General features: G+C 68.6%; 24 protein-coding genes and 1 pseudogene. 11 read left to right on the top strand and 14 right to left on the bottom strand.

The annotated features are described in order from the left end of the window. Positions 1 to 19: 19 nt before the first annotated feature. The 4 genes from WDJ58_RS16845 to WDJ58_RS16860 form a co-directional block, all read right to left on the bottom strand. Positions 20 to 1,177 (bottom strand): glutathione-independent formaldehyde dehydrogenase, encoded by a 1,158-nt coding sequence (locus tag WDJ58_RS16845; protein ID WP_338917870.1) that lies wholly within the window; start codon positions 1,175 to 1,177, stop codon positions 20 to 22. Between the two features lie 11 nt (positions 1,178 to 1,188). Further along, positions 1,189 to 1,611, bottom strand: coding sequence for a GlcG/HbpS family heme-binding protein (locus WDJ58_RS16850; RefSeq protein WP_338914453.1), 423 nt, complete (start codon positions 1,609 to 1,611; stop codon positions 1,189 to 1,191). Positions 1,612 to 2,001: 390 nt separating this feature from the next. Then, positions 2,002 to 2,391, bottom strand: a complete 390-nt coding sequence (locus WDJ58_RS16855) for a hypothetical protein (protein WP_338914454.1) — start codon at positions 2,389 to 2,391, stop codon at positions 2,002 to 2,004. 96 nt (positions 2,392 to 2,487) lie between these two features. After that, positions 2,488 to 3,906 carry an aldehyde dehydrogenase family protein gene (locus WDJ58_RS16860; protein WP_338914455.1) on the bottom strand — a complete coding sequence of 473 codons (1,419 nt, stop codon included), beginning with the start codon at positions 3,904 to 3,906 and terminating at the stop codon, positions 2,488 to 2,490. Between the two features lie 805 nt (positions 3,907 to 4,711). On the opposite strand from WDJ58_RS16860, the pseudogene WDJ58_RS16865 reads away from it, so the two are divergent. The 4 genes and pseudogenes from WDJ58_RS16865 to WDJ58_RS16880 form a co-directional block, all read left to right on the top strand. After that, positions 4,712 to 5,145: pseudogene (locus WDJ58_RS16865) on the top strand (molybdopterin molybdenumtransferase MoeA); the annotation flags it as partial. A gap of 156 nt (positions 5,146 to 5,301) precedes the next feature. Next, positions 5,302 to 5,907, top strand: a complete 606-nt coding sequence (locus WDJ58_RS16870; protein ID WP_338917871.1) for a molybdopterin-binding protein — start codon at positions 5,302 to 5,304, stop codon at positions 5,905 to 5,907. Continuing rightward, a complete protein-coding gene (locus WDJ58_RS16875; protein ID WP_338914456.1) occupies positions 5,904 to 6,563 on the top strand; it encodes a nucleotidyltransferase family protein in 660 nt (219 codons plus the stop codon). Before WDJ58_RS16870 ends, WDJ58_RS16875 begins: the two co-directional genes overlap by 4 nt. A gap of 268 nt (positions 6,564 to 6,831) precedes the next feature. Beyond that, positions 6,832 to 9,204 (top strand): xanthine dehydrogenase family protein molybdopterin-binding subunit, encoded by a 2,373-nt coding sequence (locus tag WDJ58_RS16880; protein WP_338914458.1) that lies wholly within the window; start codon positions 6,832 to 6,834, stop codon positions 9,202 to 9,204. A 29-nt stretch (positions 9,205 to 9,233) separates the two neighbouring features. On the opposite strand, the gene WDJ58_RS16885 is transcribed toward WDJ58_RS16880, so the two are convergent. Together WDJ58_RS16885 and WDJ58_RS16890 are read right to left on the bottom strand one after the other, a co-directional pair. Continuing rightward, a complete protein-coding gene (locus WDJ58_RS16885) occupies positions 9,234 to 9,482 on the bottom strand; it encodes a hypothetical protein (RefSeq protein WP_338914459.1) in 249 nt (82 codons plus the stop codon). Positions 9,483 to 9,528: 46 nt separating this feature from the next. Next, positions 9,529 to 10,506, bottom strand: coding sequence for a transcription initiation factor IIB (locus WDJ58_RS16890; RefSeq protein WP_338914460.1), 978 nt, complete (start codon positions 10,504 to 10,506; stop codon positions 9,529 to 9,531). A gap of 241 nt (positions 10,507 to 10,747) precedes the next feature. Between WDJ58_RS16890 and gatC the strand changes: the two genes are divergently transcribed. From gatC to WDJ58_RS16910, 4 genes are all read left to right on the top strand, one after another. Beyond that, complete coding sequence (gene gatC, locus WDJ58_RS16895; RefSeq protein ID WP_338914461.1) at positions 10,748 to 11,023, top strand: Asp-tRNA(Asn)/Glu-tRNA(Gln) amidotransferase subunit GatC; 276 nt, start codon at positions 10,748 to 10,750, stop codon at positions 11,021 to 11,023. Further along, complete coding sequence (gatA, locus tag WDJ58_RS16900) at positions 11,023 to 12,294, top strand: Asp-tRNA(Asn)/Glu-tRNA(Gln) amidotransferase subunit GatA (RefSeq protein ID WP_338914462.1); 1,272 nt, start codon at positions 11,023 to 11,025, stop codon at positions 12,292 to 12,294. The genes gatC and gatA overlap by 1 nt, the downstream gene beginning before the upstream one ends. A gap of 190 nt (positions 12,295 to 12,484) precedes the next feature. Further along, positions 12,485 to 13,231: a type IV pilin N-terminal domain-containing protein gene (locus WDJ58_RS16905; protein ID WP_338914463.1), complete on the top strand. Its 747-nt coding sequence runs from the start codon at positions 12,485 to 12,487 to the stop codon at positions 13,229 to 13,231. Then, the gene (locus WDJ58_RS16910; protein WP_338914464.1) at positions 13,228 to 13,584 is read left to right on the top strand and encodes a hypothetical protein; all 357 of its coding nucleotides are present in this window, start codon (positions 13,228 to 13,230) and stop codon (positions 13,582 to 13,584) included. Before WDJ58_RS16905 ends, WDJ58_RS16910 begins: the two co-directional genes overlap by 4 nt. A 79-nt stretch (positions 13,585 to 13,663) precedes the next feature. Here WDJ58_RS16910 and WDJ58_RS16915 read toward each other — a convergent pair whose 3' ends face one another. Together WDJ58_RS16915 and WDJ58_RS16920 are read right to left on the bottom strand one after the other, a co-directional pair. After that, positions 13,664 to 13,975 carry a GYD domain-containing protein gene (locus WDJ58_RS16915; RefSeq protein ID WP_338914465.1) on the bottom strand — a complete coding sequence of 104 codons (312 nt, stop codon included), beginning with the start codon at positions 13,973 to 13,975 and terminating at the stop codon, positions 13,664 to 13,666. Positions 13,976 to 14,030: 55 nt separating this feature from the next. Then, complete coding sequence (locus WDJ58_RS16920) at positions 14,031 to 14,312, bottom strand: hypothetical protein (RefSeq protein ID WP_338914466.1); 282 nt, start codon at positions 14,310 to 14,312, stop codon at positions 14,031 to 14,033. 152 nt (positions 14,313 to 14,464) lie between these two features. Between WDJ58_RS16920 and WDJ58_RS16925 the strand changes: the two genes are divergently transcribed. Continuing rightward, positions 14,465 to 14,743: a ubiquitin-like small modifier protein 1 gene (locus tag WDJ58_RS16925; RefSeq protein ID WP_338914467.1), complete on the top strand. Its 279-nt coding sequence runs from the start codon at positions 14,465 to 14,467 to the stop codon at positions 14,741 to 14,743. Here the strand turns inward: WDJ58_RS16925 and WDJ58_RS16930 are convergent. Next, complete coding sequence (locus WDJ58_RS16930; protein WP_338914468.1) at positions 14,730 to 15,095, bottom strand: DUF6176 family protein; 366 nt, start codon at positions 15,093 to 15,095, stop codon at positions 14,730 to 14,732. The two genes, WDJ58_RS16925 and WDJ58_RS16930, sit on opposite strands and share 14 nt — an antisense overlap. Before the next feature lie 147 nt (positions 15,096 to 15,242). Between WDJ58_RS16930 and WDJ58_RS16935 the strand changes: the two genes are divergently transcribed. Beyond that, positions 15,243 to 15,833: a helix-turn-helix domain-containing protein gene (locus tag WDJ58_RS16935; protein ID WP_338914469.1), complete on the top strand. Its 591-nt coding sequence runs from the start codon at positions 15,243 to 15,245 to the stop codon at positions 15,831 to 15,833. Here WDJ58_RS16935 and WDJ58_RS16940 read toward each other — a convergent pair. Genes WDJ58_RS16940 through WDJ58_RS16950 form a run of 3 tightly spaced genes read right to left on the bottom strand, consistent with a single transcriptional unit; the run spans position 15,830 to position 18,415 of the window. Next, a complete protein-coding gene (locus tag WDJ58_RS16940; RefSeq protein WP_338914470.1) occupies positions 15,830 to 16,774 on the bottom strand; it encodes a GNAT family N-acetyltransferase in 945 nt (314 codons plus the stop codon). The two genes, WDJ58_RS16935 and WDJ58_RS16940, sit on opposite strands and share 4 nt — an antisense overlap. Positions 16,775 to 16,826: 52 nt before the next feature. Further along, a complete protein-coding gene (gene gatD / locus WDJ58_RS16945) occupies positions 16,827 to 18,083 on the bottom strand; it encodes a Glu-tRNA(Gln) amidotransferase subunit GatD (protein ID WP_338914471.1) in 1,257 nt (418 codons plus the stop codon). A 35-nt stretch (positions 18,084 to 18,118) separates the two neighbouring features. After that, positions 18,119 to 18,415, bottom strand: coding sequence for a hypothetical protein (locus tag WDJ58_RS16950; protein ID WP_338914472.1), 297 nt, complete (start codon positions 18,413 to 18,415; stop codon positions 18,119 to 18,121). A 232-nt stretch (positions 18,416 to 18,647) separates the two neighbouring features. On the opposite strand from WDJ58_RS16950, the gene WDJ58_RS16955 reads away from it, so the two are divergent. Next, the gene (locus WDJ58_RS16955; RefSeq protein ID WP_338914473.1) at positions 18,648 to 19,157 is read left to right on the top strand and encodes a hypothetical protein; all 510 of its coding nucleotides are present in this window, start codon (positions 18,648 to 18,650) and stop codon (positions 19,155 to 19,157) included. Between the two features lie 54 nt (positions 19,158 to 19,211). Here the strand turns inward: WDJ58_RS16955 and WDJ58_RS16960 are convergent, their stop codons facing one another. Both WDJ58_RS16960 and WDJ58_RS16965 read right to left on the bottom strand, forming a co-directional pair. Then, positions 19,212 to 19,895 (bottom strand): ArsR/SmtB family transcription factor, encoded by a 684-nt coding sequence (locus WDJ58_RS16960; RefSeq protein ID WP_338914474.1) that lies wholly within the window; start codon positions 19,893 to 19,895, stop codon positions 19,212 to 19,214. Between the two features lie 110 nt (positions 19,896 to 20,005). After that, positions 20,006 to 21,442: a hypothetical protein gene (locus tag WDJ58_RS16965; protein WP_338914475.1), complete on the bottom strand. Its 1,437-nt coding sequence runs from the start codon at positions 21,440 to 21,442 to the stop codon at positions 20,006 to 20,008. Between the last annotated feature and the right edge of the window lie 73 nt (positions 21,443 to 21,515).

Raw genomic sequence — 21,515 nt, forward strand, 5'->3', positions numbered from 1 at the left:
GGTCCTGGTCGTCGTACCCTCAGGGCTCCAGAAGGACCTTGATGACGCCCTCCTCACGATTATCGAACCGTTCGTACATCTCCGGAGCCGCCTCGAGGTCGACTCGATGGGAGACGACCCAGCTCGGGTCGGCCCTCCCCTCGCTGATGAGATCACGTAGCTGGCGGTTGTACTCTTTGACGTTACACTGGCCGGTGCCGAGCCGCTGTCCCTTCTCGAACAGCAGCCCGAAGTCGATGCCGAGCCGGCCCTGTGCGGCCATCTCGTCGGGGGCTCCGGGATCCTCGGGGACGTATAGCCCGGGGATGCCGAGTTCGCCGGTCGGTCGGACCGTCCGTATGAGGTTGTTCAGCACGATCGCGGGGTTCTCTCGGGCCGGGTCGTAGGCGTCGTCGGCCTCCTTGGCCGGGTCGACGGCCTGATATCCGACCGCATCGACGCCTTTGTCGACGCCGCTGCCGTGTTCGTCCTTGATCTGCTCGACGGGATCTGCCTCCTCGAAGTTGATCACGTGGGCGTCGCAGTGCTCCTCGGCGAGTTCGAGCCGACTGGGAACTCGATCGACGACGTAAATCTCCGAGGCACCCTTGACCTTGGCGCTGTAGGCGGCCATCAGCCCGACCGGCCCCGCCCCGTAGACCGCGACGGACTCCCCCGGCTGGAGGTTGGCTAGCTCCGTCCCATGCCAGCCCGTCGGGAAGATGTCCGCCAGCAGTGCGAATGCGTCCTCGTGCTCGTCGCCCGGTGGGAGCTTCAGAGCGTTGAAATCGGCGTACGGGATGCGGAGCCTCTCGGCCTGACCGCCCTTGTACGGACCCATGGCGACGTACCCGTAGGCTCCCCCGGCGAACCCGGGGTTGACGTTCGTGCAGAACCCGGTGTAGCCGTTCTCGCAGTTCCGGCAGAACCCGCAGGCGACGTTGAACGGTGCCACGACCCGGTCACCCTCCTCCAGGGTCGACACCGCGTCGCCGACCTCCGAGACGGTACCCATGTTCTCGTGGCCGAATACGATCCCCGGTTCTGCGGCCGTCCGACCCTCGTACATGTGGAGGTCCGACCCACAGATACACGTCGTCGTGATGTCGATGATGACGTCGTTGGGGTGTTGGATCGTCGGTTCGTCCACGTCCTCGATTGCGACCTCGTGTGGACCCTGGTAGACAACGGCTTGCATCGACATCCGTCTCACCCCCTGAGCTCCTCCCACCGCTGGACACCTTCCTCGGCGACCTCCATGTCCTGCTCGACGGCCCCGCCGGAGACGCCGAAGGCACCGATGACGTTCTCACCCCCGTCCATCAGCGGGTACCCGCCGCCGAAGATCACGATCCGGCTGTCGTCGGTGGTCTGGAGCCCGTACAGGGAGTTGCCGGGCTGTGACGGTTCGGCCAGCTCGTGGGTCGGCATGTCCAGCGCCGCCGCCGTGTACGCCTTGTTCCGGGAGATCGAGACGGACGCCAGCCACGCGTCGTCCATCCGGTGCTGGGCGATCAGGTTTCCTTCGCTGTTTGCGACCGTGATGACCATCGGGTTATCGATCTCCTCGGCCTTCCGTTCGGCCGCATCGATCAGTTCCTTCGCCGTGTCGAGATTGATTGAATCGACCATGACACAGTTAGTTAACGGCGATCCCAGAACTATTAAACTTCCCCAGGTGGAGATATTTATTCCCCAGTGATCGTTTCGATCGCCATTATGCGGGAGACGGTCCAGGCGTCAGCGAGAACGCCCCTAATCGCCGAGCGGCGATGAAGGGGGCGACTCAGCCGGGAGCGTGTCCAGTGGTCGGGACTCATCGCCTCATCGGGACCGACATCGTGTACCCATGGTACTGGATTACAGAAGCGCTCCCCTCGAGTCGGACGAGTCGCTTCCGAGCACTGCTCTGTGGCCGTATCGGAGCGACCGGGGTCGGACCCGAGTTCGACGCGAGCGGTAGATGGGGTTGACCAATGTACGGCGCCACTCGAGCGCGGAGTACTGTGCGAAGCGTACTGGTCACTGGCTGTACTCTTCTTCTACTGTCCTGGCGATGTCGTCCGGATCGATGCCACGGGCGCGAAGTTCCTCCTCGACACGCCCCATCCGGTGGACCGTCCGCTCGTCGAAACCCCGTCGACGGAGATCACGGCTCAGACGCAGGTACCTTTGGACCAAGCGCCCGTCGGCCCAGCACTGCGGCCGTTCGTCGTCGCTGACGGAGTCTATCTCTTCGCCGTCCGTGGTGAAGTCGTTGGAGCGCATTCGTGGGGGTCTCTCGGTGTACAATCGGCCGTTGCTCCGCTCCTCGTTCCACCGGGGCGATTCGGTGACGGAACGTGAGGGCTCACGTTCGGTGTCGTCTGTCCGGCCAGAGGCCGTGAAGGTGCTCGTTGTGTCGACGAGCATGGATACGAGTGTGCGAACACGGTCGACCGCGATTCCGTTCGCTCACTCGAGCGGTCGACCAGCGCCGAGTCGTGGGGCAACTACTCGGGACCATCGTTAGCTCTCCGAGGAGCGGTGTGACTGCCGGTACTCGTGGAACAGTTCCGCATCGTCGGGCAGTTCCTCGTCGACAGGTCGTGCGACGCGGGTCGTCGTGAGGAAGTGGCGGTAGGTCAGGTTCTCGTCGAGCTGATTACCACCCCACACGCCGGCACCGAGACTCACTGTCGTATCCAGCCCGTTTCCGTAGCCGGGGAGACCGAGCCCACCGGGCTGGTTCACGACGGCACGGCAGACGTCCACCTCGCGGGCGACCCGTTCGATGCGATCGTCACGTTCGGTGTGGAGCACGCAGGAGTGACCAGCACCCTCGACTTCGAGGATCCGGTTCGCACGGGCGACCAAGTCCGTGAACCCGCGGCCGACGTAGACTGTGAGAACCGGTGCGAGCTTCTCGCGGGCGAACGCCGGTCGGTCGACGTGGGTTCCGCCACGGAGAACGAGGAATTCGGTGCTTTTGTCCGCGTCGATTCCGGCAGTGTCGGCGATATCGGTCGCCGACTGGGCCACGAGTTCCTTGGTCCGGTGGCCGTCCTCGAACAGCGCGGTCACGACGGCCGCGGACTCGTCGTACGAACAGACGTATCCACCCTGTTCGCGGAGCCCTTCGAACACCCCGTCCCTTACCCTTTCGTCGACGACAAGGTTGCTCTCGCTCGTACATATCGCGCCGTTGTCGAACGCGGCGCCGGTCGCGAGCGCAGCCGCTGCGGTTTCCACGTCGGCCGTCTCATCGACGAGGGCCGTCGCGTTGCCAGCTCCGACGCAGTAATTGGGCGTCCCCGACGTCTCCCCGGCCCGGACGTTCCGTATTGATCCCGTGACATGAGCGAAGTCGGCCATCTCGAGTAGTTCGTACGCTTTCTCCCGGGTGATCGGACGATCAAGCAGTTGGACGAGGTCCTGCGGCGCGTCTACCCGAGCCAGCTCCGCTCGGACGTACGAAACCGTGCGCTCGGCGGTTTCGACGGCCATCGGTGGCGGGGAGAGGACTATACTGTTTCGGCCCTTCAGGGCCATCATCGACAGGAACGCCGCCGTCGAAGCGGGATTCGTTGATGGGATCAGGGCTCCGATGACGCCGACCGGCTTGATTACTTCGACCACGCCAGGGCGATCATTTTCGATCCGTCCGACCGATGGCTCTCCAAGAGTCTCAGCGAGGGCATTACGGATGAGCCGCTGGAGCTTTTCGCGAGTTCCCTGTTGGGTCCCGATCCCAGTTTCGCGCGCACAGCACGCCGTCAGATCCGTACAGCAGTCCTCCCGGAGGACTCCCCACGCGACTGCTCTAACCAGTTCGTCCACCGCATCTTGGTCGTATCCTGCGATTGCCGACATTGCGTCCCGACTGGCAGCTATCCGCTCCGAGACCTGGGGCTTCGGATCCTGACTGCCCGTCTCAACGGAGGTCACTCGCACCACCCCCCTCGCTTCCTCTACTCGAATTGCATCCGGGCGCCCGGAGTGTATCGACCGAATCGGTCAGCGTACTGTTGCGTGGAAGCAGCATCTCGGCTACACCGGGATCGGAACTCGGGACAGCAACCACATCTACGAGCGACACCTTCCTCGACGGATCGGTATTGGGCGTTCCAAACGCCGTATAGGACGGCTGGGTGCGCTCTGCTAGCATACATCACATAAAATTCGTCAAATAGATAAATATTTTATTCAGGGAATTTTTTAAAAGAATTTCTATAATTATTGTATGTGTCAGACAGTCGGCGATGTAATCGATGGGCAAAACGCTGAGAGGTGGGTGAACGCTACCCCTTGATAGATGCGACCGCTCTTCGATGAAGGATCGGCGTTGTAGCCGTTCGGTCATCCGATCCTCCAAACCTCAGGCCGGTGTCGGTAGAGCCTCGGTGTGTTCCCAGATTTGCGCGACTCGGTGTTCGCTCCGGAGGTGCGGACGCTACAGGGTTTCGAAGGGAAGAAGTGATAATCAGTCCCTTCCAAAGAGCGTTCTCAGCGACTGACAGAGAGAAACCTCCACCGGGTTCTCCAGCGAACAGAAACTACGACCCGGATCAGGTCCGGTCGAGACGCCCCCCGCTCGGACGCCACTACGGAGCCCACCAAGCTGAGATGGATGCACCATCAGGAGCGGAGAAGGGAAGATCGCGATATTGCTGGATCGAGCTACCGTCGTGGTCGAGGTAGCTGAGGGGAAAGAGTGCCAAGGCCTATTGACGGGGGCGAGCGTCTCCCCGACATGGACGGCCACGAGCCGGTCGCCCGGTCGGTCGCCGTCGAGCGACTGCTCGGGCTTCGCGAGGGCGCGAGCGCCGGTCCGAGCGAGCGGGTCGACCTCACAGCGGTAGCCGGGCGGACCCTCGCCGAACCGGTCGCCTCGCCGGGGGACGTCCCCCGGCACGACCACGCGACGATGGACGGGTACGCCGTCGCGGCGGACGCGGAGTACCCCCCTGGAGGTCGTCGGCGAGGTGTTCCCCGAGGACGACCCCCCCCGAGATCGGTCGCGGGGAGGTGGTCGCGGTGGCGACGGGCGCACCGCTGCCCGCGAACGCCGACGCAGTGCTGATGCGCGAGGACGCAACCGTCGAGGACGGGACGCTATCGGGACCTTCGCTCGACCCGGGAACGAACGTCTACCCGGCGGGGGCGACCGCAGGTGCGAGAGAGCGGCTGTTCGAGGCGGGCCGGACGCTCGCGCCGCGGCACGCCGTCCTGCTCAGGGACGTCGGTATCGGGACGGTCACGGTGCGTCGACCGCTGGAGGTCGGGGTCGTCGCCACCGGGACCGAGATCCACGAGGGTCGCCAGCCAGACCGGGACTCGGAGATGCTCTGTAACCTGCTCGGCCGGTGGGGACACGATCCGACGATCACCGATCCGGTCCCCGACGACGCGGCGACCGTCCGGGAGGCGATAGCGACCGCGGTCGCCGAGCACGACGCCGTCGTCACCACCGGGGGAACCAGCGTCGGCCGCGCCGACCACGTCGTCGGTACGCTCCTCGATCACGACGTCCTGTTCCGTGGGGTCACGCTCCGGCCCGGTCGCCCGGTGACGGTCGCGTCGGTCGACGGGACGCCCATCCTCGCGCTCCCCGGCAAGCCGGTCGCGGCGCACGCGGCAGCGACGCTCGTCTGCCGGTCGTTCTTCGTCGGCGAGCACCGCCTCCCGACGGTCGATGCCCGCGCCGCCTCGCGCCTGACCGTCCCCGACGAGAACGTGGAGTTCGCGGTCCCCGTGACGCTCGACGGCGAAGGGGCGACACCACTGGGACACGCCGACTCCGCGCTGTCGCTGTACGGCGAGCGGTTCGCCCCCGGCCGCGTCTCGTCGAGCACCCGCGTCACGCTCGCCGACGGTCTCGTCCTCACCGCGGAGGGGTTCGACGCGGGCGAGCAGGTGTCGGTGATCCCCTACGGGGTGGTGGAGTGACCGACGACGAGCGAGAGCTCCCGAGCTACGACCACGAGGCGGTGGGCGAGGCCCTCGCCGGGGTCGAAGGGGAACGGCGGGTCGTCGGCGTCCTGCTCGCCGGCGGGACGAGTTCGCGCTTCGGCGAGGCGAACAAGCTCCTCGCGGAACTCGACGGCGAGTCGCTGCTGAGACACGCCACACGGACCCTCTTCGACGCCGGCCTCCCGGACGTCGTCGCCGTCCTCGGGTACGAGGCCGAGGCCGTCGCGTCGGCGCTGGACGGCCTCGACGTCCGGATCGTCCGGAACCCGGACTACGAGGAGGGCCTCTCGACGTCCGTCGCCAGGGGAGTGGAGGCCGCACGGGACGCCGGGGCCGACGCCGCGCTGTTCCTCCCCGGAGACATGCCGGCGGTCGATCCGGCCACCGTGACGCTGCTCGCGGACGCCTACCGCGCGGGGCTCGGTACGGCGCTCGCGGCCGCCTACGGGGGGCGGCGCGGGAACCCGGTCCTGTTCGACGCCGCGCACTTCGACGCGCTGCTGGCAGTGGAGGGCGACACGGGCGGCCGGTCGGTCCTGCTCGGGAGCGACGACGGGGCGCTCGTCGAGACCGGAGACCCGGGAGTCGTCGAGGACGTCGACACGACCGGGGACCTGCGACGGCGACAGTGAGCTACGGCCCCCGGGCACCGGTGGCTCGCTCGTTCGGGCGGGTGCGTGCCGACCGAGTGCGACGCCACACGGGGATCGTCGTCCCGAGCGGTCGGCAGGGTGAACGGACACGGCTCGGCCCGCGAACGCCACCGTAGGGGCTGGCGAGCGGAGAGGACCCGGGGAGGGCGAACCATTTTTCATGTGGTGGGGTGTTTGGTTCCACAACACATGCGCCGAAGTATCACGCGGATCAGGACGAGCGGAGACGAGGACTCGAACTGATCGGATGTCCTTCGAGACCATCGAGGGCGGCGACGCCGTCCCGAGCGAACTCGTCGGCTCGGCCGTCCAGCGCCGTGAGGACCCCCACCTCATCACCGGGGACGCCGAGTACACCGACGACCTCCAGTATCAGGGCGAGGTCCACCTCGCGCTGCTGGGCAGCCAGTACGGCCACGCACGGGTGAACTCGATCGACACGAGCGCCGCCGAGGCGATGGACGGCGTGCTCGCGACCGTCACGTGGGAGGACGTCGAGGCCTCCGACGCGCCCGGCTACATGCGCGTGGACAACCCGGCCGGGTCGGAGGAGTCCGACACCGACACCGGTGCGACCGCCCCCGACCACCCGCTGCTGGTCGACGAGAAGGTCACCTATCAGGGCCAGCCCGTCGCGGCCGTCGTCGCGGAGGACCGCTACGTCGCCCACGACGCCGTCGGGGCCGTCGACGTCGACTACGACCGCCTCGACGCCGTCACCGATCCCGTGGAGGCCCTGGAGGAGGGAGCCCCGCAGATCCACGATATCGCCGAGGGGAACGTCGCGTTCGACTGGGACACCGGCGACGAGGCGGCGGCCGAGGAGGCCCTGGAGAGCGCGGACAACGTCGTCGAGTTCGACCTCGAGATCAACCGGGTTAGCCCGACGGCGATGGAGCCCCGGACGGCGGTGGCGCAGTACCGCGCCTCCGACGACGAGCTGTTCGTCGAGATGTCCACGCAGAACCCACACCAGGTCCAGGCGGACCTCTCGAAGACGCTCGGGCTCCCCGACCACCGCATCCGGGTGCGTCCCCCGGACGTCGGCGGCGGGTTCGGCGCGAAGCTCTTCCCCTACACCGGTCACCTGCTCGCGGGCTGGTGTGCGATGGAGCTCGAACGGCCGGTGAAGTGGGTCGCCCCCCGGACCGAGGACTTCCAGACGATGGTCCACGCCCGCCACCACCTCGTCAGCGCGAGGGCGGCGGTCGACGACGACGGTACCCTCCGCGGGTTCCACGCCGACACGACCGTTCCGGTCGGCGGGATCCTCGCCCCCGGCGGATCGGGCGTTCCCACGAACCTCGGCGTGATGGCCAACGGCCAGTACGACGTCCCGGGGGCGTACGTCCACACCACGGGGGTGTTCACCAACACCGCGCCGACGTCGGCTTACAGGGGCGCGGGTCGGCCGGAGGCGACGTACTTCATCGAGCGGCTGGTCGACACCGTCGCCCGCGAACTGGACATGGACCCCGCGGAGTTCCGCCGGAAGAACTTCATCGACCCGGAGGACTTCCCGTTCGAGTCGGGGCTCGGGCGGACCTACGACTCGGGTGACTACGAGAAGACCCTCGACCGGGCCATGGAGATGGTCGACTACGAGGGGTTCCGCGAGCGCCAGGCCGAGGCCCGCGAGGAGGGCCGCTACCTCGGTCTCGGACTGTCGTGTTACGTCGAGGCCTGCGGGGCCGCCCCGGGGATGTTCGAGACCGGCGACGTCCACGTCCGACCCTCCGGCACGGTCGTCGTCCGGATCGGCACGGCCGAGATCGGGACGGGCCACAAGACGGCTTACACGCAGATCGTCGCGAACACCCTCGGCGTACCGTTCGAGGACGTCGAGATCCTGGAGGGGGACACCGCGGAGGTCTCGGAGGGGGGCGGCACGGCCGGGAGCCGGGCCGTCCCCGTCGGCGGCGGCGCGCTCAGGGAGAGCTCCGGGAAGGTGCTGGAGAAGGCCCGCGAGATCGCCGGCCACCGGCTGGAGGTGAGCGAGGCCGACCTGGAGTTCGAGGACGGCGAGTTCTCGGTGACGGGTGCCCCGAGCCGGTCGATCACCATCCAGGAGGTCGCCGAGGTCGCCTACGAGGGGGCCGACGAACTCCCCGACGGGATGGAGCCGGGGCTGGAAGCCACCACGTACTTCGACCCCTCGAACTACACGTTCCCGTTCGGCACTCATATCGCGATCGTGGAGGTGGATCCCGACTCGGGGGAGATCGCGTTCGAACGCTACGTCGCCGTCGACGACGTCGGCACGCAGATCAACCCGAAGATCGTCGAGGGGCAGATCCACGGGGGCGTCGCCCAGGGGGTCGGCCAGGCCCTCTACGAGGAGGCCGTCTACGACGACAACGGCAACCTCCTGACGGGGTCGCTCCAGGACTACGCGATGCCCAAGGCGATGTACATTCCCGAGATGGAGTGGGACTCGACGGTCACCGAGAGCCCCGTCAACCCGCTCGGGGCGAAGGGCGTCGGCGAGGCCGGCGCGATCGGCGCACCGCCCGCCGTCGTGAACGCCGTCGTCGACGCGATCGCACCGCTCGGCGTCAGGACGCTCGACACGCCGCTCTTCCCGGAGAAGGTCTGGCGGGCGATCGACGAGGCGGACTGACCGCCGGGTACGCTCCGATTCGACGGGGCTCAGCCCCGGATGTCCTCCAGGGTGACATCGCCACGGCCGACCGCGACACGGAGCCGCTCCTCGCCGGAGAGTTCGTCCCAGTCGTCCGGTCGCTCGGCTTCGGGGACCCGCTCGGTGAGTTCGAGGAGATCCTCGCGGAGGAAGTGGACGAACCCGCAGCCGTTCTCGCAGGTCCGGACCACCGACGGGACGCGGAAGTCGCGTTCGGTCGTCGACCCGCAGACCGGACAGACGTACGTCTCCGTCACCGCTCTCTGCGACCTGTGGATCGCGCGCTTGGCCCGGTCCGGGTAGTCACGCCGCGATGCCGTCCTCGGCCTCGAGCAGTTCGTGGTACCGGTTCCGGATGGTGACCTCCGAGATGTTCGCGACGTCTGACACCTCGCTCTGGGTCACCTTCTCGTTGGTCAGCAGCGCGGCCGCGTACACCGCCGCCGCCGCCAGCCCCACCGGGGACTTCCCGGAGTGGATGCCCGCCTCCTTGGCGGAGGAGAGCAGTTCGCGGGCGCGGCGTTCGGACTCGTCGGAGAGGTCGAGGTCGCTGGCGAACCGCGGGACGTAGCTCTCGGGGTCGGCGGGCCTGATCTCCAGGCCCAGCTCGCGAACCACGTACCGGTACGTGCGGGCGATCTCGTCCTTCTCGACGCGGGAGACACCCGTGATCTCGTCGAGCGAGCGGGGCGTTCCGGCCTGCCGGGCCGCCGCGTAGAGGCTGGCCGTCGAGACCCCCTCGATCGAGCGGCCGGGTAGCAGGTCCTCGTCGAGTGCGCGCCGGTAGATGACGCTGGCGGTCTCCCGGACGTTCTCGGGGAGTCCGAGCGCGCTCGCCATCCGGTCGATCTCGCCCAGCGCCTGTTTCAGGTTGCGCTCTTTCGAGTCACGGGTGCGGAACCGCTCGTTCCAGGTGCGCAGCCGCTGCATCTTCTGGCGCTGCCGGTTCGACAGCTGGCGGCCGTAGGCGTCCTTGTCCTGCCAGCCGATGTTCGTCGACAGCCCCTTGTCGTGCATCATGTTCGTCGTCGGCGCGCCGACACGGGACTTCTCGTCCTTCTCCTTCGAGTCGAAGGCGCGCCACTCGGGGCCGCGGTCGATCTCGTCCTCCTCGACGACGAGCCCGCAGTCGACACAGACCGTCTCGCCGTGCTCGGCGTCGTTCCTGAGCCGGCCGCCGCACTCCGGACAGGTCAGTTCTTCGGTCTCTTCCTCCTCGGGGTCGGTCCGTTCGGACTCGCCTCGCTCGCGCTGGAGTCGCCTGACGTTGGTGTCTGACATTGTGTGTGAAAGGGGGCGGACTGGGGGTTCCGCGGGGTAAAATCCGCTCGTATCCATCACAAGGAGTCCGAACGACTTAAATTCTTCGACACGTCCCCTAATAGTCTTTCCTGCACGATTTCGCCACGATAATGTCAAATTAGATACTGTCGGCGGTGAGGTCCCAGGGTCGATGACGGCCGTCGTCTCCCTACGGTGGCCATCCGAAATCCTTACCGCCGGCCCGGGCGGGTGTCCGTGTATGCCAGACCGCGTGGACGACGCGGAGGTCCGCCACGTCGCGGGCCTCGCCCGGGTCGACCTCGACGACGAGGAGGTCGAGCTGTTCGCCGAGCAGTTCGCCGACATCCTCGAGTACTTCGACGCCCTCGACGACGTCCCTGAGGTCGAGTCCGACGAGGAGCTAGACAACGTGATGCGCCCCGACGAGGTCCACGATGGGCTCACCCAGGAGGAGGCGCTCCGGAACGCCCCGGAGACCGAGGACGGCTACTTCAAGGGACCGAGGGTCGGCTGATGGCGGATCTCAACGCGTTCGTCACCCGTGAGGAGATCCCCTCCACCGAGGAGGGCCCGCTCTCGGGACGAACCGTCGCGGTCAAGGACAACATCTCCACCGAAGGGGTGCGGACCACCTGCGGGTCGAACATGCTCGCGGACTACGTCCCGCCCTACGACGCGACGGTCGTCGAGCGCCTGCGCGAGGCGGGCGCGACCGTCGTCGGCAAGACGAACATGGACGAGTTCGGCATGGGCACGACGACGGAGACGTCAGCGTTCGGACCCACGGAGAACCCCGCCGCACCCGGTCGGGTCCCGGGAGGCTCCTCGGGCGGGTCGGCGGCGGCCGTCGCCTCGGGTGAGGCGGATCTCGCGCTCGGGACGGACACGGGCGGGTCGATACGGTGTCCGGCCGCGTTCTGTGGCGTCGTCGGCATCAAACCCACCTACGGGCTCGTCTCGCGCTACGGACTCGTCGCCTACGCCAACTCGCTCGAACAGATCGGCCCTATCGCGCCGACGGTCGAGGAGGCCGCCGAACTGCTCGAAGTGATCTCCGGGCCGGACGACCGGGACGCGACGACCCGCGAGGAGGGTGGGCGTGCGGACTACTCCGGTGCGGCCGACGGCGACGTGGACGGTCTCGATATCGGCGTCGCCCCGGAGCTCGTCGAGGGGGCCGACGAGGGCGTCGTCGAGGCGTTCCGCGCCGCCGTCGACGACCTCGAATCGCGGGGCGCGACCGTCCACGAGGTCTCGCTCCCGTCGGTCGAGACGGCCGTTCAGGCCTACTACGTCATCGCCATGTCCGAGGCCTCCTCCAACCTCGCCCGGTTCGACGGCGTGCGTTACGGCGTCTCCGGTGGGTACGACGGCGACTGGAACGAGTCGTTCGCCGCCTCCCGCGAGGAGGGGTTCGGCGCGGAGGTCAAGCGCCGGATCCTCCTCGGGACGTACGCGCTCTCGGCCGGATACCACGACAGGTACTACGCGAAGGCCCAGGACGCCCGGGCGTGGGTGAAACGCGACTTCGACGAGGCGTTCGAGGACGTCGACGTCGTCGCCTCGCCGACGATGCCCGTCCCGCCGTTCGAGATGGGCGAGAGCCTCGACGACCCGCTCACGATGTACCTCGCGGACGCCAACACGGTCCCCATCAACCTCGCCGATCTCCCGGCGATCTCGGTTCCGGTGGGCGAGACCGACGGCCTCCCGGTGGGACTCCAGCTCGTCGCCCCGGCGTTCGACGAGCGCACGCTCGTCCGGGCCGGGTCGGCGCTGGCCTGATCGGTCACCGCCAGCGAACGGCCGGACGGGCCGAACGCGCGGCTGACGGGGACGCGAAGCGCGTGACCCCGGCTGCGGGCTCCGCCCCACCGAGGCGTGGTTCACCGGATACTGACAGAGCTGTTTCAGTGCCCGAGAACGCTCGTGTGTGTTCATGCTTCCGGACGGCGACCCTTCGACCGGACCGACGATGACGGAGGGACGAGGGGGAGTCGGGCGGGAGACGGGGAGGAGCGGCGGCCGGGACGGGAGCGCGCGAGCGCTGACACCGGTCCTCGGTGTCGTCCTCCTGGTCGCGATCGCACTCCTCATGAGCGCGATCGTCGCGTCGATGGGATTCGGTTTCATCGACCACCTGGTCGACCCCGCAGGGATCGCCGGCCTCGGGCAGTCCGTCGAGGTCACCGTCGGGGAGGACGAGACTACCCACGCGCTCCAGGTCGTCCACCGATCGGGGGAGACGCTTCCGGTCGAGGAGCTGACGGTCGTCGTCTCGGGCGCGGGCACGACGACCCGGACCGCAGTCCCGCCGACGGGTGACCTCGCCGACGGCCAGTGGTCGGCCGGCGAACGGGTGTCGCTCGCGCTCGACGCCGATACCGTCTGTGCCGGCGACCCCGACTCGGTGGAGGTCCGACTCGTCCAGCGGACGAGTCCGGATCGGAGCCAGGTCATCAGCTCACGGACTGTCCCCGTCCGGCCGGGCCAGTTCGTCATCACGGAGGGGTCAGTCGAACCGACGGTCGACTACTCCGCGGCGGTGGAGCTTCTCGGAACGGCGTTCACCTACGGAGCCGGCGGCCCGGACATCCCGGTCACCGTGGAGGTTGCCGTCGGGGACGACACAGACGAGCCATGGCCGGGGAACGTCAACGACGGGGGAATCCACGGGCGACCACGTACGCCGACCGGACTGCCGGCGAGCGGATCGTCGTGACGGCGGAGGGGCAGTCGTACGGTGGTTACGCCGGCCACGAGGTGAACTCGAAGGACGACGAGGGGACGTACGTCCACGTCCTCCGGGACGGGTCGGAGGCACCCGACGTCGAGGGGTTCGGCGACCAGGAGGACGCCGCGGAGTTCGTCGCGGACTACGTCGATGACGGGGAGATCGTCCTCGACGACAACCAGGCGATCTACCTGTTCGAGCTGAGCCACTCGACCGAGGGCTCGGGAGCCGACTTCCAGGACGCCGTCGTGCTCGTCTCGCTGGAAACGGAGTCGAGCGCCATCACCGTAGACGAGAACGGCGAGGGCGAGAGCGTCATCCTGTGCCCGGCCGAGGCCTGAGCGGCCGGGGGTCCGGAGTCGGGGGCGCGGCGTTCCCGATCGCGGATCCGGGTGCCCGAAGGCGCTCCGTCCGGGCGACTCAGAGGTCCTCGACGATCTCGCCGAAGTGGTCAGTCGAGGTTATCTCCATCGTCTGTGCGTCCAGCCCGTGCCGTTCGAGGGTGACGCCGGCCTTGAAGGCGACATCGGTCGTCGGGGCCTCGAAGATCACGGCGAAGTCGATCTCGCCGAGCACCGCGTACGTGTCCTCGAGCGTCGCGTCCAGGCCGTGGAACTCCTCGCGGATCTCCCCCCAGATCCGCGTCAGGTCCTGGACGTTCTGGACGTCGGCGTCTTCGACGGTCACCAGGGTGAGGAACTTCGTGAACGAGTCGTCGTTGTTCAGGGACATGGTGGGGTTCTACTTGTGTCGTCGTCGGTCAGTGCGTCTCGTCGGGCGGCCCCGGTCAGAACGAGAGCTCGTACTCCCGGGCGGGCGTCCGCGAGCGGTCGTCGTAGTGCTTGCGTCCCACGTGTCGCTCGTCGAGGTTCGCCAGCACCGAGTCGTGTAGCTCCCGACTCGAACGGTACGTCGTCTCCTCGTCGCGCTCCAGTACCGTCGACAGCTCGACCGGCTCGCCGTTCGGCGGATCGAGGCGGACGTTCTCCAGGAGAACTGCCGCTCGATCGGTCTCCAGGGGGAACGTACACTCCTCGTCGAGGCGGTCACGGAGTTCGGGGAGACGCATGCACCCCGTTCTCACGGCGTTCGGATCATGGATGCTACGCTTGCATATGACGGACTCAGTGCGCGCGAGGGTTCGAGGCGACCGTCGGCGAACGCTCGCCGGCACGCCGGCGACGGGAAACCCCTAAACCCGGCGACTCCCCACGACCGGGTATGGAGTGGAGGCTCTTCGCCAACCTCGCCGAGACGGCCGGGACCAAGCGGGTGGAGGTCGACGCCGGTCCCGGGGACACCTTCCGTGACGCGTTCGAACAGCTCCTCGAGACCCATCCCGAACTCCGGGAGGAGGTGCTCGACGAGGCGGGAGAACTCCGCGAGCACATCCGCGTCCTCCGGAACGAGCGGAACCCGTTCGTCAGCCACGAGGGCTACGACACGGTGCTCGAGGAGGGGGACACGCTCGCGCTGTTCCCGCCGGTCAGCGGCGGGTAGTCCCGGACGGGCGGCCGGGCCCGACCGCGTGCATCAGTAGTTCGGGCTCGTTCACCGCCCCCTCCAACCCGCCGACCAGCGCCTCCCCGAACAGCCCATCGGACTCCGAGACGACGTCGTCGGTCGCCGCTTCGTAGACCTCGATCACCCGATCTACGTCCTCGGCCTCCATGTACCACAGCAGGTAGTCCGTCCCGTTCACCTCCTCGACGAACAGCGACTCGGTGTACATCCCCTCACGCCCGAGCAGGTCGAGTACCTCCGCCTCGCGGTCGCGCGTCCCTTTCAGAAACTCGCGGAGCTCCGCCGTCTTCCCCTCGGCGATCTCGCACCGCAACAGGATCACGTCCATATCTCCGAAGGGGGCAGGGAGCGTCCTGGTCGTTCCGTCGAACTGTCTAGGGGATTCAACTGAAGTCCGACGGAACGGTTGCCCGTGCGGTTCGTCCGACTTACCCTCTCGCGTCCACCGGATGACCGTCATCCGGTACAGACGTTCGTGGAGACGTCCAACGCGGTCGACCGCGAGCGCAACCTCGGCGTGGCCGACCTGCCGGGCGAGCACTGGGCCCACCTCTCGCACGTCGAGGGTGACATCGCGGCCTTCCGGGAGGTGCTCGCCCGCGCCGACACCGTCGAATCGTTCGACCTGACCTCGGTGATGGAGGGATCGTTCTTCGCCTACGTGGTATACCGGATGCGGCCGATCGACGAGGCGTTCCTCGAAGCGTTCGACGATCACGGTGTCGTCGTCGTGATGCCCGTCGAGGTGGGTCGCGGAGGGTCGACGTTCACGCTCGTCGGTCCGGACGACGCGCTTGGATCGCTCGTCGAGACGTTCGAGGACGAGATGGTCGTCGACGTCCGACGGGTCGGCGAGTTCGATCACTGGCACGCACCGCTGGCGGGACGGCTCACCGGCAGACAGCGCGAGGCCGTCGAGGCGGCGCTCGCGCTCGGCTACTACGCAGTCCCGCGAGAGGCGAGCCTCGATTCGGTCGCCGAGTCGCTCGACTGCGCTCCGGGGACCGCCTCGACGCTGCTCCGGCGCGCGGAACGGGTGGTGATGGAGGCCGCGGTAGGGGACTAGTCCCGCCCCGCGAGGTCCTTCGCCAGCACGAAGTCCGGCTCGTCGCCGATGCCCGCCCGCGCGTAGGCGGCGTCGGTGACGTGCCGCGGGGTCTCGGGGATCAGTACGCGCGTCCGGTCGGCACCGACCGAGGCGGCGTCCCGGGCGACGGCGGCGAACAGCCCGCGAGCGGCCGCGAGATCGGTCCAGACGCCGACGCCGTACTCGGCCCACGTCTGGACCTCGCCGTCCTCGTCCTCGCGCTCGTACTCCCTCGTTCGGTAGCTACACGCCCTGATCCGCTCGTCGTCGACCAGCGCGATACTCGCCGTCTCCTCGGCCGCCCACCGGAACCGATCGATCGAGCACTCCGAGAGGGCCCACGACTCGCCGGGGTCGAGCGTGAGTCCGCGGAGGTGGCCCGCCGCTTCCGAGCCCTGGAAGCGCGTCCACGCCGCCTCCGGGACCCCCGTGACCTCGAACGCCTCGAACTCGTCGACCGCCGCGTCGGGGTCCGGATCGGGGTGCGCCCACCGGAACTCCGTGACGGGCTCGAACCCCACCGATCGGGAGTGGCCGAGGCCGGCCTCGTTCCACGAGAACACCATGTTGCGACACACGGACGCGCCCGAATCGGCCGCCCAGTCGAACAGCCCGTTCGTGAGCCGCGGGGAGACGCCCAGCCCACGGTAGTCGGGGTTCACCCGCATCGCCTGTGCCCACGCCTCGTGTCCCGAGAGGAGCGTCACCTGGGCGATACCCGCGAGGCCCTCCGACCCGACGGGGTCGAGCACGAGCGTCCGCTGGCCCTTCCCCTCCGTCTCCATCCAGTCCTCGTAGACGTGGGGGACGTAGTCGCCGCCGCGTTCCGGCCAGGTGTCCTCGGTGAAGGCGACGACCGCCTCGCGGTCCTCGGGACGGGCACCGCGGAGTTCGAACTCGCGAGTCGGGTCGGGCGTCATCGAACGGGGGACGGGGACGCGCTCGCGGCCGGTCGGGTCGGACCAGTCACGTTCACAGCCACGGGGTCGACCGCGCCTGTATCTCGCCGGCGAGCGAGCGGCCCATCGCGTCCTCGATCGACGCCCCCTCCAGGTTCGCCAGCACCCACATCAGCTTCACGACGGCCGTCTCCGGGAGGGTGTCCTCCCCCTCGATGACCCCCGCCTCCAGGAGGTCGCGCCCGGTGTCGTACACGCGATCACAGACCCGCCCCTCCAGACACTGGGAGGTCATCACGACGGTCGTCCCGTCCTCGACGAGTTCGGCCAGCCGCGGGATGAGATCGGTGTTCACGTGGCCCAGACCGGTGCCCTCGACGACGAGCCCCGCCTTCCCCTCGTAGACGTCGAGCACGGCGGGGTCCATCCCGGGGACGAACTTGAGCAGCTCGACCTCCGTCTCCAGATCCGGGTGGACCGCGAGGTCGGCCTCGCCGCGTTCGGCGTACTCGCGGCGGAAGGACACCTCGCCGGTCGCGTAGTCGACCTTGCCCATCGGCTCGGCACCGACTGTCTCGAAGGCGTCACGGCGGGAGGTGTGGTTCTTGCGGACGCGGGTGCCGCGGTGGAGCGCACAGACGTCGTCCGAGGACGTGGCGTGCATGCAGACCATCACCTCCGCGGCGTCGGATTTGGCAGCTTCGACCGCACAGACCGCGTTCATCACGTTGTCCGAGGAGGGCCGATCGGCCGACCGCTGGCTCCCCGTGAACACCACGGGGACGGGCGTATCGAGCGCGAACGACATCGCCGACGCCGAGTACTGCATCGTGTCGGTGCCGTGCATGACGACCACCCCATCCGCGCCGGCCTCGATCTCCTCGTGGATGGCGTGCGCGAGGTCCTGCCAGATGGCTGGACGCATGTTCTCCGAGAGGATGTTGGCGACGACGCGTCCCCGGTAGTTCGCCCGACCCGCGAGGTCGGGGACCGCCCGGAGGACGTCCTCGGCGTCGAACTGTGCGGTGACCGCGCCCGTCCGGTAGTCGACCGTCGAGGCGATGGTCCCCCCGGTCGAGATGAGCGCTACCGTGGGGAGGTCGTCGTCGAACTCGATCGCGGAGGTCCCGTCGTCGTCGGCGTCCTGGGCCGACTCGACGTCGTAGACGTCGGATTCGAGGACGTCGGCGTCGGCGTCGTCGCGGGCCACGCCGACGTTGTAGCCGCCGTCGAGCTTGACGACGAACTCCTCGGGCGTCGTCGAGGGGAGGAGGACACCCTCGTAGACGGTCCCGCCCCGTTCGACGCGGACCCTGTCTCCCGGATTCATGTCCCGAGGTTCCCCGTCGCCGGACTTGAAAGCACCTATGCGTCCGGACCTCGGTCCTCCCGGATCTCCTCGACGATACTCTCCCCGGAGCCCTCACGCGAGTCCCACGACCAGTCCTCCCGGAGGCGGAGGCGACCGTCCGCGAGGCCCTCGATCCGGCTCTCGGTGTGACCCGTGGCCGTCCCGCCGTCGACCGTCACCTGCGCGTACCGCGCGGAGAGCGAATCCCCCCGTCGAACGCCGACGAGGAAGCCGAGACGGATCACGCCGCCCGAGTATCGTGCCCATATGAGGTCGTCCTCCTCTAGTAGCGTTTGGAAGTCTTTACTCACGGACGAGAGGACCGTCCCCGTCCGGCGTGTGTCATCGGTTCCAAACGCTACTATCGTGGTACTCGAAGGTCGTCGACCCGCCGACCTCGCCATCGTGGTTCTCCACCGGCCGGAACAGCCGTCCGTCGAGCGAGACGTCCGTCATGGCCCTCCCACGCGGTGGTCCGCCCTCAACCCTCCGACCCGACCGGGTCCGGGAAAGACCGATGTATCCGCGCGACCAACGGCAGGTATGAGCCAAACGGACGACCTCCTCCAGGATCTCGACCAGGAGGTGGTCGGTGACGACCTCGACGGGGACGCCGACGCCGACCGCGAGCCCGACGGACGGCGGGGAGAACGGAGCCGCGGTCGCGGCCGTATCCGGGGTCGACTCGGCGGCGTCTTCTCTCCCCGCGGGTTCCTCCTCGCGTTCGTCCTCACGCTCGGCGGGTTCCTCCTCGGGAGCGCCGTCCCGCTCGTGGGCGCGGTCCCGTTCCTGGGTGGGATCCTGGGACTCGTCGGTATCTTCGCCGCGGGCTTCCTCCTCGGGACCCTCGGCCGCCGGGGCTACCTCGAACTGCTCGTCGCGGGCGCGGCGACCGCGGGCGTCGGCCTCCTGCTCGACCAGTTCGTGCTCTCGATCGTGGCCGACCTCGCCCTGCCGCTCGCCGCCGTCGGCGCGACCGCCGGCGCGCTCGCGGCCGTCCTCGGTCACTACTTCGGCCGCGACCTCCGCGACGGGGCCACCCGTTCGCTCTGAGCGGTCTCTCGCGGGCACTCACTGACGCTCGGGCCGGACGGCTGTCGTCTCGTCTCACGCCTCGGTTATCTGCCAGCGGTCACCGTCGTGACTCACCACGTCGTAGCGCGCGAGTACCGAGAGGGCCTCCTCGACCATCTCCGGGGCCGCGTCGACCCGTCGGGAGAGCTTCGGGACGGTGTCGACCCCGTTCGCCATCGCCGAGAGGACCTCCGCGTAGAACCGGCCGTCGAGCCCGCCCCGGGTGTCGAACTCCTCGGAGAGGCGGTCCATGACGTCGGTCAGACGGCCCTGTACCCACCGCTGGGCCATCGAGAGTTCGTTCTCCAGGCTCTCGAGCCGGTCGAGTTCGGTCGCCAGCGATTCGAGCCCCTCGGGGTCACCCCCGGGCTCGGACTCCCCCGACCGGCCGACGTCGAGCGAGAGGTAGCGACACCGGTTCATATCCAGCCCCCTGGACGCGGGATAGGCGGACTTCGCGCCGAAACCGTACGGCGTGACGTTCACCTCCAGCCGGAGGTTCCGCGCGATGGAGAAGTACTTGCGGCGCTGGCTGTCGACGCGCGAGTCGACCAGCCCCGCCTCCTCGAGCTTGCGCAGGTGGTCGATGACCGCCTTCGGACTCACCCCGAGGTAGTCGGATATCTCGGTGACGTAGCACGGTTTGCGTGCGAGCAGGCGGAGGATTCGCCGACGGTTCTCGTTCCCCAACAGGTCGAGCAGCGCGGCGGAATCCATCGACGGTGGTTGGGGCCGAGCGGAAAAAAGGGTGTCTCCCCGCGACAGACCGGTCGGCGGCAGTCGACCCCGTCGCACCCGCGAACGCGAGCCGGGGCCACGTGTCGGTATCAGTTCCCCCGGTCGCTCCCACGCCCGCCGTCGCCGCCCTCGTCGGCCCCGTTCCCACGCCCGTCCCCGTCCTCGTCCTCCGAGTCGTCGTCCTGGCTCTCGTCGTTCCCGCCGGGATCACCGCGTACGGGGGGCACGTCGCTCCCCGAACGACCCTCGTCATTCCCCTGGCCGGGGGCCTCCGCGGGGTCGGCGTCGTCACCCTCGCCCTCGTTCCCGTTCTCCCCCTCCACTCCAGGGGTCTCGTCGTTTTCCGACTCGTCGTCTCCCGCGTCCCCGTTCGATCCCCCGGGAGCCCCCGGACTACTCGGTGGGGCGTCGTCGGGCCGACCGTTCTCGCCTTCGTTCACACCGCCCTCGGTGTCCTCACTTCCCTCCCCCGGATCGCGCTCGGCAGAACCGTTCCCGTTACCGTCACCCGTGTCGTCGTCGCTCCCGTTCGCCCCTTCGACGCCGTTCCCGCCGTCGGCGCGTCCGTCCCCCACCCCCCCGGAGTTCCCGCTCTCCCCGGGGGCGTCACCGTTTCCCTGACCACCGCCGTTGCCCGACGCTCTCTCGCCGTCGTCCGCCCTCTCGCCGTCGTCATCCGTCTCCTTCCCGGGCGGGCCCTCAGTCGGCCCGCCGTCCTCCCCGACGCCCTCACTGCCGGGGTCGTCGGGAGGGCCGGCGTCGGTCCCGTTCCCCCGTTCGCCGGGTGGTCCCGGTTGATCGGTCTCGGTCCCGTTCGCGGTATCGCTGCCGTTCGCCGGACCCACGTTCTCCGGTGGGCCGGCGTCCTCGGGGGGTCCGCGCTCGTCCCCCTCGTCGTCGCCGTCGGCGACACCGGTCGCGAGCTCCTCGACCCGGCCCTCGGAGATGTTCCGGGCGCTCCGCCGGAGCTCCTCGATGTCGTCAGGGTCGACGGACACGTTCTCCCGCTCGGCCGCCTCCGACACCTGATCGAGGACCCGGGCGAGGTTGCGCGCATGCGAGGCGAGCCACGCGGCCTCCGATCGTTCGCGTGCGCTCACGTTCTCGGCTTCGAGCAGTTCCTCGCGCTCCTCGCGGAGTTCGGCGATCCGCGTCATGACCTCCTGGCTCCGCTGGCGGACGAGCCGCGTACGCTGGCTCGCGTTCGACCGGTTCCACCTCGCCAGGAACATCCCGGATTCGACCTCGTTCTCGGCGTCGGCGGCCGAGGCCGACATGAACGAGGAGAGCTGCCCACCCAGAGGCGCGTCCGAACTCCCGTTCGACGCCCCGTCCGTCCCGTCGGTGTCGTTCGTCGCGTTGCCGTCCTCCGCCTGCGAGGCGGCGACGGTGACACCCGACGACGGGGAGCCCCCTGTCCCATCCGGGTGAGCCACCGGCGCACCCCCGACCGTCGCGGGCGTCGCCACGCCCGCGAGGACGACCAGGGCCACGAGCACGACGACCGACCCGACGTTCCCCTTCATCTCTCGTCACCCACTACTGGCTCCCTCCCCTAAAAAAGAGAGCTTCGTTCGATCCGTTCACGCGAGCTCGAAG

Source organism: Salinirubellus litoreus, from assembly GCF_037335815.1.
GTDB lineage: Archaea > Halobacteriota > Halobacteria > Halobacteriales > Haloarculaceae > Salinirubellus > Salinirubellus litoreus.